Below are 15370 nucleotides of genomic sequence, written 5' to 3' on the forward strand. Positions count from 1 at the left end.
CCCAACCATGAAAACGCCCCATGTTTCACACCAACGGCCTGAGGACGAAAACCTCGGGGTCGGCGCGAATATGGCTTACGGCCTGCAACATGTTCTGACCATGTATGGCGGTATCGTCGCTGTGCCTTTGATCATCGGCCAGGCGGCCGGGCTCTCGCCGGCGGACATTGGTTTGTTGATTGCTGCTTCATTGTTTGCGGGGGGCTTGGCGACATTGCTGCAGACCCTCGGTTTACCGTTTTTCGGCTGCCAGTTGCCGCTGGTGCAGGGCGTGTCGTTCTCCGGCGTCGCGACCATGGTGGCGATCGTCAGCAGTGGCGGGGAGGGCGGGTTTCAGTCGATTCTCGGGGCGGTGATTGCCGCATCGTTGATCGGATTGCTGATCACCCCCGTGTTCTCGCGCATCACCAAATTCTTCCCGCCGCTGGTGACGGGCATTGTGATCACGACCATTGGCCTGACGCTGATGCCGGTGGCTGCGCGCTGGGCCATGGGCGGCAACAGCCATGCGGCGGATTTCGGCAGCATGGCGAACATCGGTCTGGCGGCGGTGACGCTGGTGCTGGTGCTGTTGCTGAGCAAGATCGGCAGCGCGACGATCTCCCGCTTGTCGATCCTGCTGGCGATGGTCATCGGCACGATCATCGCGGTGTTTCTCGGCATGGCAGACTTCTCGTCCGTCACCCAGGGCCCGATGTTCGGCTTCCCGACGCCGTTCCACTTCGGCATGCCGACCTTCCACTTTGCTGCGATCCTGTCGATGTGCATCGTGGTCATGGTGACGCTGGTGGAAACCTCGGCGGACATCCTCGCGGTCGGTGAAATCATCGGCACCAAGGTTGACTCCAAACGGCTGGGCAACGGTTTGCGCGCCGACATGCTGTCGAGCATGATCGCGCCGATCTTCGGCTCCTTCACTCAAAGCGCGTTCGCCCAGAACGTCGGGCTGGTGGCTGTGACCGGGATCAAGAGCCGTTTCGTGGTGGCCACCGGCGGGTTGTTCCTGGTGATCCTGGGGCTGTTGCCCTTCATGGGCCGGGTCATCGCCGCCGTGCCGACTTCCGTGCTGGGTGGTGCCGGTATCGTGCTGTTCGGCACTGTGGCGGCCAGCGGTATTCGTACACTGTCCAAGGTCGACTACCGCAACAACGTCAACCTGATCATCGTCGCCACTTCCATCGGTTTCGGCATGATCCCCATCGCCGCGCCGAATTTCTACGACCACTTCCCAAGCTGGTTCGCCACGATCTTCCATTCGGGTATCAGCTCCTCGGCGATCATGGCCATCGTGCTGAACCTGACCTTCAACCACCTCACCGCCGGCAATTCGGATCAACAGTCGGTGTTTGCGGCGGGTACTGAACGGGTCCTGCGTTATCAGGATCTGGCCGCGTTGCGCGAAGGGGATTACTTCAGCGAAGGCAAATTGCATGACTGCGACGGGAAAGAGATCCCGGTGGTGGAGGCGGACCATGGGCATGGAGAGCCACGGGCGGTGCCTGCGAAAAGCAGTGAGCATGTGTGAATAAGAAGGTGCCCTTCGGGGTGATGCCTGTCCGTTAAGCGGAAGCTGTACCTCTGTAGGAGCGAGCTTGCTCGCGAAGGACTCAAGAGCGGCGCGTTTATTCAGGAAGCACGCGTCATCGTTAACGTCCATCGCGAGCAAGCTCGATCCTACAGACCACAAAAAAGCCCCTGAACCTTTCGATTCAGGGGCTTTTCGTTATCTCTGTCTGGCTCCACGACCTGGACTCGAACCAGGGACCCAGTGATTAACAGTCACTTGCTCTACCAACTGAGCTATCGCGGAATGGCGTGTATGTTACTGATTCAAAAAGAGAAGTCAAGCACCTGTTTACAACTTGAGGGATTCATCGGGACGGACGGTGGTTTATCGGCGATTGGCGGTTACCAGAACAGCACCAGAGGTCTACCATGGCCGCCCGGAAGTGGTTACACGCGCTGCCGGCCATTCGCCGAAAAGGTACGCGCCATGAATTACCCAGCCCTCGCATTCCGAAGCAACGAGGTGTTCGCATGAGCATCGCACAGATCAGCCTGCCCAAAGGGGTCGGCCCCCACGCCGAAAAACTGTTCGACGCCATCACTCAGGCCAGCACCGCTGACGAATTGAACCGCGCAGGCGGCAAGGCCGAAGGTTTTGTCCTGGGCCTGGAAAGCACCAAGGCCATCAAAAGCCAGATCGCCGAATCGCTGTACGTCGCCTATGACGATGCGGCCAGCCAGCGCGCGACCGAACTGGCTTAACCGCCGAACGTCACGGTGGCGAGCATCAGTTTGGCGTAAAGCAGCGTCGCGCCCAGTTGCACCAGCCACAAGGCCAGGCCGCCGAGAAACACACCCGCAGCCACTTGCAGCACCAGGTTATTGCTGCGTTTGGCCGGGACGCGGGGGATGAAGTCATTCAGGTCATCCAGGTCATCGCGCTCAGCGCGCAGGTCATCGTTTTTCATGGGCTTCTCGTCAGAATTCTGGGGTGTACACAAGACCCGTAGGAGCCGGCTTGCTGGCGAAGGGGCCAGCACATTCAACATTATTGGTGGCTGGTCTGCCGCCATCGTCGGAACGCCGCCCGCAGCAAGCCGGCTCCTACAAGGGAGATGTGTGCAGTCTAGAGGGCTTGGTTGGCGGGTTGAAAATTATCTGACACAAATAAAAAACGGGAAGCCATTTGGCTTCCCGTTTTTCGTATTACCTGACGACTCAGATCACCGCTACGATGGCCTTGGTCACGACATCGATGTTGCTCTGGTTCAACGCGGCAACGCAGATGCGGCCGGTGTCCAGGGCGTAGATGCCGAACTCACTGCGCAGACGGGTCACTTGCTCAACCGTCAGGCCGGAGTAGGAGAACATGCCGCGCTGACGACCCACAAAGCTGAAATCGCGCTGTGGTGCGTTTTTGGCCAGCAGGTCAACCATCTGGGTGCGCATCCCGCGAATCCGCAGGCGCATTTCGGCGAGTTCTTCTTCCCACTTGGCGCGCAGCTCCGGGCTGTTCAACACAGCGGCGACGATGCTTGCACCGTGGGTCGGCGGGTTGGAGTAGTTGGTGCGGATCACGCGTTTGACTTGCGACAGCACGCGCGCGCTTTCTTCTTTCGATTCGCTGACGATCGACAGGGCGCCAACGCGTTCGCCGTACAGCGAAAAGGATTTGGAGAACGAGCTGGAGACGAAGAAGGTCAGGCCCGATTCGGCGAACAGACGCACGGCTGCAGCGTCTTCGTCGATGCCATCGCCAAAACCCTGGTAGGCCATGTCGAGGAAAGGCACGTGACCTTTGGCTTTCACCACGTCCAGGACGTTTTTCCAGTCTTGCGGGCTGAGGTCCACGCCAGTCGGGTTGTGGCAGCACGCGTGCAGCACAACGATCGAGCCGGACGGCAGGGCGTTCAGGTCTTCCAGCAGGCCGACACGGTTAACGTCGTGGGTCGCGGCGTCGTAGTAACGATAGTTCTGCACCGGGAAACCGGCGGTTTCGAACAGCGCGCGGTGGTTTTCCCAGCTCGGGTCGCTGATTGCCACGACGGCGTTCGGCAGCAGTTGCTTGAGGAAGTCGGCACCGATTTTCAGTGCGCCAGTACCGCCAACGGCCTGAGTGGTGATGACACGGCCAGCAGCGATCAGCGGCGAGTCATTGCCAAACAGCAGTTTCTGAACGGCCTGGTCGTAAGCAGCAATGCCATCAATCGGCAAGTAGCCACGGGAAGCGTGTTGAGCGACGCGAATCGTCTCGGCTTCGACAACGGCGCGCAGGAGTGGAATTCGCCCCTCCTCGTTGCAGTAAACACCGACCCCCAGATTGACCTTGTTGGTACGGGTATCGGCGTTGAATGCTTCGTTGAGGCCCAGGATTGGATCGCGTGGTGCCATTTCGACAGCGGAGAACAGGCTCATTTTTGCGGCGGCTCTGAATGGAGTGTGGAGGGACGTGTCGCGCTCCAGCCGAATGCACTAGAGCGGTGCACAAACGGGGAGCTAGTATAGAGGCCATCTGCGATTGATGGCGACAGACGATTCGGCTTTTAGCGTAAGTTTTTCCGATTATTTTTCGACCGTTAGTCGATAGATCCCGTCAAAGACTTCAAGGGATGTAGGACGTTTGCCTTGAAAGCGAGGGCAATCGACTCCACATTGAGCACAATCCAGTTTTTTCCTCGGGCGACGTCGGTCGTTTGTGGTCTTTTTCGTTGCTGTCCGGTTTGCCCGGACGGGCGCGACCCAGAGGGTATTTCATGTCTGAATTCCAGCTAGTCACCCGCTTCGAGCCCGCCGGCGATCAGCCGGAAGCCATTCGCCTGATGGTTGAGGGCATCGAAGCCGGGCTGGCGCACCAGACGTTGCTCGGTGTGACCGGCTCGGGCAAGACGTTCAGCATCGCCAACGTCATCGCCCAGGTTCAGCGCCCGACGCTGGTGCTGGCGCCGAACAAGACCCTGGCCGCGCAGTTGTACGGTGAATTCAAGGCGTTTTTTCCGAACAACGCCGTCGAGTACTTCGTTTCCTACTACGACTACTACCAGCCCGAAGCCTACGTGCCGTCCTCGGACACCTTCATCGAGAAAGACGCCTCGATCAACGATCACATCGAGCAGATGCGACTCTCGGCGACCAAAGCGTTGCTGGAGCGCAAAGACGCGATCATCGTCACCACGGTGTCGTGCATCTACGGTCTGGGCAGTCCGGAAACCTATTTGAAAATGGTGCTGCACGTGGATCGGGGCGACAAGCTCGATCAGCGCGCCTTGCTGCGTCGCCTGGCGGACCTGCAATACACCCGCAACGACATGGATTTCGCCCGCGCGACCTTCCGCGTGCGCGGTGATGTGATCGACATCCACCCGGCAGAATCCGATTTCGAAGCGATCCGCATCGAGCTGTTCGATGACGAAGTCGAGAGCCTGTCGGCCTTCGATCCGCTGACCGGCGAGGTGATCCGCAAGCTGCCGCGCTTCACGTTCTACCCGAAAAGCCACTACGTGACGCCGCGAGAAACCCTGCTCGGCGCCATCGAAGGGATCAAGGTCGAGTTGCAGGAGCGTCTGGAATACCTGCGCTCCAACAACAAACTGGTGGAAGCGCAACGCCTCGAACAACGCACGCGTTTCGACCTGGAGATGATTCTCGAGTTGGGCTACTGCAACGGCATCGAAAACTACTCGCGCTACCTCTCGGGCCGTGCATCCGGTGAGGCGCCGCCGACCTTGTTCGATTACTTGCCGGCCGACGCCTTGCTGGTGATCGACGAATCCCATGTCAGCGTGCCGCAGGTCGGCGCCATGTATAAGGGCGACCGCTCACGTAAAGAAACGCTGGTGGAATACGGCTTTCGGCTGCCCTCGGCGCTGGACAACCGGCCGATGCGCTTCGACGAGTTCGAAGGCATCAGCCCGCAGACGATTTTTGTCTCGGCCACGCCGGGCAACTACGAGGCGGAACATGCGGGCCGGGTGGTCGAGCAACTGGTGCGCCCGACCGGTCTGGTGGACCCGCAAATCGAAATCCGTCCGGCGCTGACCCAGGTCGACGATTTGCTTTCGGAAATCACCAAGCGCGTCGCCCTCGAAGAGCGGGTGTTGGTCACCACACTGACCAAGCGCATGTCCGAAGACTTGACCGATTATCTGGCCGACCACGGCGTGCGCGTGCGTTATCTGCACTCGGACATCGACACCGTGGAACGCGTGGAAATCATCCGCGACTTGCGTCTCGGCACGTTTGATGTGCTGGTGGGGATCAACCTGCTGCGTGAAGGCCTGGACATGCCGGAGGTTTCGCTGGTGGCGATCCTTGATGCGGACAAGGAAGGCTTCCTGCGTTCCGAGCGCTCGCTGATCCAGACCATCGGTCGCGCGGCGCGTAACCTCAACGGTCGGGCGATTCTCTACGCAGACCGGATCACCGGCTCCATGGAACGGGCGATCGGCGAAACCGAGCGTCGTCGCGACAAGCAGATCGCCTTCAACCTGGCCAACGGCATTACGCCAAAGGGTGTGTTCAAGGACGTTGCCGACATCATGGAAGGCGCCACCGTGCCGGGCTCGCGCAGCAAGAAGCGCAAAGGCATGGCCAAGGCCGCCGAGGAAAGCGCCAAGTACGAAGCCGAATTGCGTTCGCCGGGAGAAGTCGCCAAGCGTATCAAGGCGCTGGAAGAGAAGATGTACCAATTGGCGCGTGATCTGGAATTCGAAGCGGCGGCGCAGATGCGTGATGAGATCAGCAAGTTGCGGGAGCGGTTGATTGCTGTTTGATGGCGAAACGCAGTCCCTGTGGCGAGGGGGCTTGCCCCCGTTGGGCTGCGCAGCGGCCCCAAAACCTTACGCCGCGATGTGTCAGGATTATATCGCTAGCGGGTTTTACGACTGCTGCGCAGCCGAACGGGGGCAAGCCCCCTCGCCACAGGTTCGTGCATGACTCGAAATTAATGTGCTTCCCCAGCCTTCAATCCCGCCGGCAACGCCTTGGTCAGCAACACCGCCAGCATGCTGATCCCCAGCGCAATCCCGACAAAATGAAACGCATCGTTGTAAGCCATGATCGACGCCTGTTGATGGGCGATCTCACTAAGCTTGCCCAGCGCCGCCGTTTCGCTGCCAAACCGGTCCGTCAGCGACGCCATTCGCTCGGCGACCTGCGGGTTGCTCGGCACGATCGCTTCACGCAAATAATCAAAGTAGGTCTTGGTCCGCGCATCCAGCAACGTGGCGAGGAGGGCGATGCCGATCGCGCCGCCGAGGTTGCGCAGGATGTTGAACAGGCTCGACGCCGAGCCCGCATCCTGCGGAAGGATGTACGCGGTGGCGATCAGCGAGATCGTCACCATGATCAACGGCTGGCCGAGTGCGCGGATGATCTGGATCTGATTGAACTGCGGCCCGGCAAAGTCCGGGTTCAGCACCCCCGAGGAAAAACTCGCCAAACCGAATAACCCGAACCCCAGCGTGCAGAGCCATTTCGGTGAAATGACCTTCATCAGTTTCGGCACCAGCGGAATCAAAAACAGCTGCGGCACGCCCATCCACATGATCACTTCGCCGATCTGCAGGGCGCTGTAATTCTGGATCTGCGCCAGGTACAGCGGTAACAGATAGATCGAACCGTACAACCCGACCCCCATCCCGATGCTGGAAATACTCGATAAGCCGAAGTTTCGATTGCCGAGGATGCCGAGGTTGATCAGCGGGTTGGGCTTGGAAAACTGCACGATCACAAAGGTAATCAGGCTGACCAGGGCGATGCTGCCGAGCGCTACGATCAGGTCCGATTCCAGCCAGTCCTTGCGATGGCCTTCCTCCAGAAACACCTGCAAACAACCGAGGCCGATACCGAGGGTGACAATCCCCGTGTAGTCGGTGCTTTTCAGCAGTTCCCAGTGCGCTTCTTTCTTTTCCAGGCCATACATCAGACCGGCGATCATGATCAGGCCCGGCGGGATGTTGATGTAGAAGATATATTCCCAGCCCCAGTTTTCCGTCAGCCAGCCGCCGAGCGTCGGGCCGATGGAGGGCGCGAACGTTGCGGTCATGGCGAACATCGCCATGCCTTTGGCGCGGTGGTGTTCGGGAAGCTTGATTAGCGTCAGGGTGAACGCCAGAGGGATCAGCGCGCCGCCGGTGAAGCCTTGCAGGGCGCGGAAAATGATCATGCTATCCAGGCTCCACGCCATGGAGCAGAGCAGGGACGCGGCAAGAAACCCGAGCGAGACCCACACGGCCAGACGGCGCGCCGAGAGCAGTTGCACCAGCCACGCCGTCAGCGGAATCATGATGATCTCCGCGACCAGGTACGACGTGGAAATCCATGAGCCTTCTTCCAGGGTCGCCGACAGCGCGCCCTGAATATCCTTGAGCGACGAGTTGGTGATCTGAATGTCGAGCACCGCCATGAACGCGCCGAGCATCACGCTCATTACCGCAATCCAGTCCCGCCGGGTCGGTTCGCCGGCGGGGCGGATCAGTTGATCACCGGCCATTGTCAGGGGCGTCTTTGATGTTCACTTTGGCGGTGACCGACATGCCCGGACGAATCTTGCCGTGCAGCGGGCTGTCCGCGGCGAAGGTCAGTTTTACCGGAATCCGTTGTACGACTTTGGTGAAGTTGCCGGTGGCATTGTCCGGCGGCAGCAGGCTGAACTGCGCGCCAGAGGCCGCGAACAGGCTGTCGACCCGCGCTTCAATCGGCGTGTCACTGTAGGCGTCGAAAGTCAGTTCGGCTTTCTGGCCGGGCTGCATGCGGCCGATCTGGGTTTCCTTGAAGTTGGCCTGAATCCAGATGTCCTGGTCCGGGACGATCGACATCAGATAAGCGCCGGCCTGCACGTATTGGCCTTCGCGGGCGGCACGCTGGCCAATCAGGCCGCTGATGGGCGCGTGGATTTCGCTGCGGGTCAGGTTCAGTTCAGCCTGGGCCAGATCGGTTTTGGCGTTGGCGATCATGGCGTCGAGGCGCTTGATTTCGGCGCTCAGGGAATTGACTTGCTGGCGCTGACTTTGAGCATCCGCCTGGGCCTTGGTCACCTGTGAGCGGGCGATGTGGTTGTCGGCGGAGAGGGTGGTTACCCGCTCTTCGGAAACGTAGCCCGGTTTGCGCAAGGTTTGCGCGCGGGACAAATCGATTTGCGAACGACCGAGGCTGGCCTGGCTGGATGCCACTTGCGCTTCGCTGGAGGCAATCAGGCTGGCTTGCTGGGTCAGTTTGCTCTGGGCTTGCAGGCGTTCGGCCTGGCGGGTGGCGAGAGCGGCGTTGGCGCGGTCGACGGCGAGGTGGAAATCATCGCCTTCGAGCTTGATCAGCAACTGGCCTTTCTCGACGTGCTGGTTGTCCTGTACCAGCACCTGATCGATACGCGCGCCCAACTGGCTCGACACACGGGTGATCTCGCCCTGGACATAGGCGTTGTCGGTGCTTTCATAAAACCGTCCCTTGAAGAACCACTGGGCAAATAAGCCCCCGGCAATCAGCAGGACGATCATCAGGAAAATAAACAGGCGACGCTTGAGTTGGGCAGGCATGGGGCAAACTGTAGTCGAGAAATTGTAAGGAAAGTTATCAGCAGGCGAATTTGGCATACAGTCGATAGTGGGTAAATGCCATCGGCTGATAATCCATCATTCATCCCGGCTCAGGCCCTTTGTAGACGCAAACTTGGCTTAAATGCCCTGCTCACTGGAGCCGGGCGGGCAACGCCTGTTACCATTCGCCCTTTGTTTTATCTTCATTTCGAGACTTGCCATGACCACCGTCCGCACGCGCATCGCGCCATCGCCTACCGGGGACCCCCACGTAGGTACCGCTTACATCGCTTTGTTCAACTACTGCTTTGCCAAGCAGCACGGCGGTGAGTTCATTCTGCGGATCGAAGACACCGATCAATTGCGTTCGACCCGCGAGTCCGAACAGCAGATTTTCGACGCCCTGCGCTGGCTGGGTATCGACTGGAGCGAAGGCCCGGACGTCGGCGGCCCGCACGGTCCGTACCGTCAAAGCGAGCGCGGTGACATCTATCAGAAGTACTGCCAGCAACTGGTCGAGATGGGCCATGCGTTCCCGTGCTTCTGCACCGCCGAAGAACTGGACCAGATGCGCGCCGAGCAAATGGCCCGTGGCGAAACCCCGCGTTACGACGGTCGTGCACTGTTGCTCTCCAAGGAAGAAGTCGCGCGTCGTCTGGCCGCCGGCGAGCCGCACGTGATCCGCATGAAAGTGCCGAGCGAAGGCGTGTGCGTGGTGCCTGACATGCTGCGTGGCGACGTCGAGATCCCGTGGGATCGCATGGACATGCAAGTGCTGATGAAGACCGATGGCCTGCCGACGTACTTCCTGGCCAACGTGGTCGATGACCACCTGATGGGCATCACCCACGTTCTGCGCGGTGAAGAATGGCTGCCTTCGGCGCCGAAACTGATTCTTCTGTACGAATACTTCGGCTGGGAACAACCGGAGCTGTGCTACATGCCGCTGCTGCGTAACCCGGACAAGAGCAAGCTGTCCAAGCGCAAGAATCCGACCTCGGTGACGTTCTACGAGCGTATGGGTTTCATGCCGGAAGCGATGCTCAACTACCTTGGGCGCATGGGCTGGTCGATGCCGGACGAGCGCGAAAAGTTCTCGCTGCAGGAAATGGTCGACAACTTCGACCTGAGCCGCGTCTCCCTCGGCGGGCCGATTTTCGACATCGAGAAACTGTCGTGGCTCAACGGCCAGTGGCTGCGTGATTTGCCGGTGGAAGAGTTTGCCTCGCGCCTGCAAACATGGGCACTCAACCCTGAATACATGATGAAGATCGCGCCGCACGTGCAGGGCCGCGTTGAAACCTTCAGCCAGGTCGCACCGCTGGCCGGTTTCTTCTTCGCCGGTGGCGTGAACCCGGATGCCAAGCTGTTTGAATCGAAGAAGCTGTCGGGCGATCAGGTTCGTCAGTTGATGCAGTTGATTTTGTGGAAACTGGAAAGCCTGCGTCAGTGGGAAAAGGACAGCATCACCGCGACGATTCAAGCGGTGGTCGAATCCCTAGAGCTGAAGCTGCGTGACGCCATGCCGCTGATGTTCGCAGCGATCACTGGCCAGGCGAGCTCGGTGTCGGTGCTCGATGCGATGGAAATCCTCGGTCCGGACCTGACGCGTTTCCGTCTGCGTCAGGCTATCGACTTGCTCGGTGGCGTGTCGAAGAAGGAAAACAAGGAGTGGGAAAAACTCCTGGGCAACATCGCCTGAGGTCGTTTAACCCTGCAGTAGCTGCCGGAGGTTGCGATCTTTTGATCCTGATCTTCGGCTCTTCCCCCGAATTTACGGGGGGAGGGCGGTAAGTGATTGTTATGTCGGCAAAAAACTTTGGAAATTGTTAAAAATAAATTTGACACGTTTCCGAAGCGCCATTAAGATTCGCCCCGTCCTCAGCGATGAGGGGCTATAGCTCAGCTGGGAGAGCGCTTGCATGGCATGCAAGAGGTCGACGGTTCGATCCCGTCTAGCTCCACCAATTTACACTTCAAGGTCTGGCCACACCGGCCTTGAAGCGATCAACACTCAACGTTGATCTGTTGTATAGAAGGGTTTGCGTCCCCTTCGTCTAGTGGCCTAGGACACCGCCCTTTCACGGCGGTAACAGGGGTTCGAGTCCCCTAGGGGACGCCAGTTTTACAGAAGCGATGTTGCAAGATGTCGCTCCGCCGCGAGGCGAAAAATCCGGGGCTATAGCTCAGCTGGGAGAGCGCTTGCATGGCATGCAAGAGGTCGACGGTTCGATCCCGTCTAGCTCCACCAATTTTACAGTTCAGGGTCTGGCCACACCGGCCTTGAATCGATCAGCTCTCAGCACTGATCAGTTGTATAGAAGGTTTTGCGTCCCCTTCGTCTAGTGGCCTAGGACACCGCCCTTTCACGGCGGTAACAGGGGTTCGAGTCCCCTAGGGGACGCCACGATTACCCGCTCTGCGGGATTTTATAAGGGTCATTCAATTTTTGAATGGCCCTTTTGTTTGTCTGGCGTTTGGCCAAATCCCCTCATTTCTTTCAAACTGTGCTTTAGACCAGCGGTCACACTCACGACTTGCGTAAAATTATTATGAGAATAATATTCTAGTCGTAATATTCGGAGGCAACGATGAACGATAAAAAAGCTCAAACCCGCGAACGCATCCTCAAGGCCGCCAGCGCAGCGCTGATTCAGCGTGGCCCGGCCGAACCAAGTGTGGGCGAAGTGATGGGTGCAGCCGGCCTGACGGTTGGCGGTTTCTATGCGCACTTCGAAAGCAAGGACGCGATGATGCTGGAGGCGTTCAAGCAACTGCTCGGTCATCGCCGAGGCCTGATCGCCGACATGGACACCGAATTGACCGGCGAAGAGCGTCGCGCCTTGGTCGCTGCGTTTTACCTGTCACGCAAACACCGTGATTCCTCTGAGTCGGCGTGCCCGATTCCGGCGTCTGTCGGCGAGCTGGGGCGACTGCCGGACGCATTTCGTGTGGCGTTGAATGAGCATGTGGAAATGATGGTCGCGCAGTTGGCGGCCAGCCCGGAAGACACCGACAAGGCCCTGGCCGACATGGCTTTGATGGTGGGTGGTCTGGCTCTGGCGCGTGCGCTGGGGCCGGGAGAGTTGTCCGATCGATTGCTGCGCGCCGCCAAGTCGGCGGTGTTATGACCTGAAGGCAATGGCCTGAGGAGTGAGAGCGATGAGCACGTTAAAGTGGGTTCGTGGCGTTAATGGCACCTTGGGCTGGTTTGCACCGAAACTGGTTGCGAGCAAAATGCGACTGGCATTCATGACGCCGCGGGATCTGCCGCCGCGTGACTGGGAATTACCGCTGCTGGCGAAATCTGAACGCATCACTTTACGCTTCGGCCTTTCGGCGTTGCGCTGGGGGCAAGGCCCGGCGGTGTTGCTGATGCACGGTTGGGAAGGGCGGCCGACGCAGTTTGCCAGCCTGATCACCGCGCTGGTGGATGCCGGTTACACCGTCGTTGCGTTGGATGGCCCTGCGCATGGTCGCTCACCGGGCAACGAAGCAAACGTCGTGCTGTTCGCCCGGGCCATGCTTGAGGCCGCCGCCGAGTTGCCGCCGCTGCAGGCTGTCATCGGTCACTCGATGGGCGGTGCCAGCGCCATGCTCGCCGTCCAGTTGGGTTTGCGCACTGAAACCCTGGTGACGATTGCTGCGCCGGCGCGGATTCTCGGGGTGCTGCGTGGTTTTGCCCGTTACGTGCGACTGCCGCCAAAAGCCCGTTCGGCATTCATTCGCCAGGTTGAGAAAGACGTTGGCATGCGTGCCGCTGCACTGGATGTCTCGCACTATCAACTCGACATGCCTGGCCTGATCGTTCACGCCGAAGACGACTGCTTCGTCCCGGTCAAGGAATCCCAACTGATCCACGAAGCCTGGTTCGATAGCCGTCTGTTGCGACTGGAAGAAGGCGGTCATCAACGGGTATTGGCTGACCCAAGGGTGATTGATGGCGTGTTATCTCTGCTGGCCGGCCGCAGCCTGCAATCGCGCCAATCGGCCTGAGCATCCGTTACACTGCCCCGGTCGACATAATCTGACCGGGAGTGGGGCATGGGCTGGGATCGGGCAACGCCATTTATCATTGATCTGGAAGTGGGCGCCGAGGACATCGACGGGTTGGGTCACGCGAATAACGCGGTGTACGTGACCTGGCTCGAGCGCTGCGCCTGGCGCCACTCTCAGCGGCTTGGCCTGGACCTGGTCGAGTACCGGCGGCTGGATCGGGCGATGGCGGTGGTGCGGCACGAAATCGATTACCTGGCTGCGGCCTACGAGGGCGATGAGTTGCAATTGGCGACCTGGATCGTCGATTGGGACCAGCGCCTGAAAATGACCCGACACTTCCAGTTGAAGCGCCCGAGCGACAACACCACATTGCTGCGGGCGCAGACCACGTTTGTCTGCATCGAGTTGTCCACGGGCAGGCCCAAGCGCATGCCTGCAGAGTTCATCGAAGGCTATGGCCCGGCGTTGCTGTCGCAAAATCGCGAGGCAACCAAAATCTAATGTGGGAGCGAGCCTGCTCGCGATAGCGGTGTGCCAGCCAACAGTGATGCGGCTGATGCACCGCTATCGCGAGCAGGCTCGCTCCCCACAGGGAATCTGCGATGTTCTGCAGATTTCTCGCGCAATCCAGTAAACTGCCGCACGTTTTTCGTCGAGTGTGTTTTTCATGCAAATTGCTTTGGCACCCATGGAGGGGTTGGTCGACAACATCCTGCGGGACGTGCTGACCCGTGTGGGCGGTATCGATTGGTGCGTGACCGAGTTCATCCGGATCAACGATCAGTTGCTCACGCCTGCCTATTTCCACAAGTTCGGTCCTGAACTGCTGACGGGTGCGCGCACCGCGTCTGGCGTGCCTTTGCGCGTGCAGCTGTTGGGTTCCGATCCGGTGTGCCTGGCGGAAAACGCCGCGCTGGCCTGCGAGCTGGGCTCCGAAGTCATCGACCTGAACTTCGGTTGCCCGGCCAAAACCGTCAACAAATCGCGCGGTGGCGCGGTGTTGCTCAAAGAGCCCGAGCTGCTGAACCAGATCGTCGAGCATGTCCGTCGCGCCGTTCCAGCGCACATTCCGGTCACCGCGAAAATGCGTCTTGGCTTCGACAGCCCTGACGGTTCGCTGGTCTGCGCCACGGCCCTGGCCGAAGGCGGCGCGGAACACATTGTGGTGCATGCGCGGACCAAGATGGACGGTTACAAACCGCCGGCACATTGGGAGTGGATTCCCCGAGTGCAGGAAGTGGTCAAGGTGCCAGTGTTCGCCAATGGTGATATCTGGAGCGTTGAAGACTGGCGCCGCTGCCGCGAAATCAGCGGCGTGGAGGACATCATGCTCGGTCGCGGGCTGGTGTCGCGTCCGGACCTGGCCCGGCAAATCGCCGCCGCCCGCGCCGGTGAAGAGGTCGTCGAGATGACGTGGGCCGAGCTGCTGCCGCTGATTCAGGGCTTCTGGCTGCAAGCCAAGGCGCAGATGACAGCGCGCCAATCGCCCGGTCGCCTGAAGCAGTGGCTGGCGATGCTGACGCGCAATTATCCCGAAGCCGTTGAGTTGTTTACCGAGCTGCGTCGTGAAACCGAACTGGATCAGGTTTCGCGTTTGCTGGGTTTGCAGGTAGCTGAAGCGGCCTGAAAAAAAATCTGAAATCAATCTCTTGAAAAGCAATCAGCGGTCCCTATTTAGGGATTACGCGATGCCGAATTCGGGTCGCGGAGACAAAAAACTTGCTGATTGTTTTCAGGAGATTTGAATCATGACTACTGCATTTTCCCTGGCTCCACTGTTCCGTTCCTCGGTAGGCTTCGACCGTTTCAACGACCTGTTCGAAACCGCCCTGCGCAACGAGCCAGGCAGCACCTACCCACCTTACAACGTGGAAAAACACGGTGATGATCAATACCGCATCGTCGTGGCGGCGGCCGGTTTCCAGGAAGAAGACCTGGACCTGCAAGTCGAGAAGGGTGTGCTGACCATCAGTGGCGGCAAACGTGACGCGACTGAAGGCGTGACCTTCCTGCATCAAGGCATCGCCCAGCGCGCGTTCAAACTGTCGTTCCGCCTGGCCGATCACATCGAGATCAAGGCCGCCGACCTGCGCAACGGTCTGCTGAGCATCGACCTGCTGCGCATCGTTCCGGAAGAGGCGAAAGCCAAACGTATCCCGATCAACGGGACACAAAAACCAGCGCTGCAGCACTAAGGCAGGGCAATGAAAAGGGCGCCAATGGCGCCCTTTTTTGTGCCCCTTTGTAGGAGCGAGCTTGCTCGCGATGGACGTAAACGAAAACGCGTGCATCCTGAATAAAACGCGCCGCTCTTGAGCCCATCGCGAGCAAGCTCG

At 59.4% G+C, this 15370-nt stretch carries 13 protein-coding genes and 5 tRNA genes; 13 read left to right on the top strand and 5 right to left on the bottom strand.

The genetic code is table 11. The features are described 5' to 3' along the window. The first annotated feature begins 7 nt into the window (after positions 1-7). Positions 8-1525, top strand: a complete 1518-nt coding sequence (locus tag ACA066_RS09760; RefSeq protein WP_497699033.1) for a nucleobase:cation symporter-2 family protein — start codon at positions 8-10, stop codon at positions 1523-1525. Positions 1526-1734: 209 nt separating this feature from the next. Here the strand turns inward: ACA066_RS09760 and ACA066_RS09765 are convergent. Beyond that, a tRNA-Asn gene (locus tag ACA066_RS09765) sits at positions 1735-1810 on the bottom strand. 227 nt (positions 1811-2037) lie between these two features. On the opposite strand from ACA066_RS09765, the gene ACA066_RS09770 reads away from it, so the two are divergent. Then, entirely contained in the window at positions 2038-2268 is a 231-nt protein-coding gene (locus tag ACA066_RS09770) for a hypothetical protein (RefSeq protein ID WP_084318023.1), read from the top strand. On the opposite strand, the gene ACA066_RS09775 is transcribed toward ACA066_RS09770, so the two are convergent. Beyond that, a complete protein-coding gene (locus tag ACA066_RS09775; RefSeq protein ID WP_084318022.1) occupies positions 2265-2474 on the bottom strand; it encodes a hypothetical protein in 210 nt (69 codons plus the stop codon). The two genes, ACA066_RS09770 and ACA066_RS09775, sit on opposite strands and share 4 nt — an antisense overlap. Before the next feature lie 250 nt (positions 2475-2724). Beyond that, positions 2725-3921, bottom strand: a complete 1197-nt coding sequence (locus tag ACA066_RS09780) for an amino acid aminotransferase (protein WP_497699034.1) — start codon at positions 3919-3921, stop codon at positions 2725-2727. A 338-nt stretch (positions 3922-4259) separates the two neighbouring features. Between ACA066_RS09780 and uvrB the strand changes: the two genes are divergently transcribed. Next, positions 4260-6275, top strand: coding sequence for an excinuclease ABC subunit UvrB (uvrB, locus tag ACA066_RS09785; RefSeq protein WP_497699035.1), 2016 nt, complete (start codon positions 4260-4262; stop codon positions 6273-6275). 170 nt (positions 6276-6445) lie between these two features. Here uvrB and ACA066_RS09790 read toward each other — a convergent pair whose 3' ends face one another. Then, positions 6446-7996, bottom strand: a complete 1551-nt coding sequence (locus ACA066_RS09790; protein WP_497699036.1) for an MDR family MFS transporter — start codon at positions 7994-7996, stop codon at positions 6446-6448. Next, a complete protein-coding gene (locus ACA066_RS09795; RefSeq protein WP_497699037.1) occupies positions 7986-9035 on the bottom strand; it encodes an HlyD family secretion protein in 1050 nt (349 codons plus the stop codon). The genes ACA066_RS09790 and ACA066_RS09795 overlap by 11 nt, the downstream gene beginning before the upstream one ends. Before the next feature lie 220 nt (positions 9036-9255). Between ACA066_RS09795 and gltX the strand changes: the two genes are divergently transcribed. From gltX to ACA066_RS09845, 10 genes are all read left to right on the top strand, one after another. Beyond that, positions 9256-10737, top strand: coding sequence for a glutamate--tRNA ligase (gltX, locus tag ACA066_RS09800; RefSeq protein WP_008037650.1), 1482 nt, complete (start codon positions 9256-9258; stop codon positions 10735-10737). Positions 10738-10926: 189 nt separating this feature from the next. Beyond that, positions 10927-11002 (top strand) — tRNA-Ala (locus tag ACA066_RS09805). A gap of 79 nt (positions 11003-11081) precedes the next feature. Then, positions 11082-11157, top strand: a tRNA-Glu gene (locus ACA066_RS09810). 53 nt (positions 11158-11210) lie between these two features. Continuing rightward, positions 11211-11286: transfer RNA gene (locus ACA066_RS09815), tRNA-Ala, on the top strand. Between the two features lie 80 nt (positions 11287-11366). Further along, a tRNA-Glu gene (locus tag ACA066_RS09820) sits at positions 11367-11442 on the top strand. A gap of 184 nt (positions 11443-11626) precedes the next feature. Then, the gene (locus ACA066_RS09825) at positions 11627-12166 is read left to right on the top strand and encodes a TetR/AcrR family transcriptional regulator (protein WP_214382064.1); all 540 of its coding nucleotides are present in this window, start codon (positions 11627-11629) and stop codon (positions 12164-12166) included. A 31-nt stretch (positions 12167-12197) separates the two neighbouring features. Continuing rightward, entirely contained in the window at positions 12198-13031 is an 834-nt protein-coding gene (locus ACA066_RS09830) for an alpha/beta fold hydrolase (RefSeq protein WP_253439286.1), read from the top strand. A 48-nt stretch (positions 13032-13079) separates the two neighbouring features. Further along, entirely contained in the window at positions 13080-13535 is a 456-nt protein-coding gene (locus ACA066_RS09835; RefSeq protein WP_497699038.1) for an acyl-CoA thioesterase, read from the top strand. Positions 13536-13701: 166 nt separating this feature from the next. Further along, the gene (locus ACA066_RS09840) at positions 13702-14661 is read left to right on the top strand and encodes a tRNA dihydrouridine synthase (RefSeq protein ID WP_497699039.1); all 960 of its coding nucleotides are present in this window, start codon (positions 13702-13704) and stop codon (positions 14659-14661) included. Positions 14662-14782: 121 nt separating this feature from the next. Then, on the top strand, positions 14783-15229 hold the full coding sequence (locus ACA066_RS09845) for an Hsp20 family protein (protein WP_497699040.1): 447 nt from the start codon (positions 14783-14785) through the stop codon (positions 15227-15229). The last annotated feature ends 141 nt before the right edge of the window (positions 15230-15370 follow it).

The sequence above is a fragment of the Pseudomonas sp. LBUM1651 genome, from assembly GCF_059716135.1.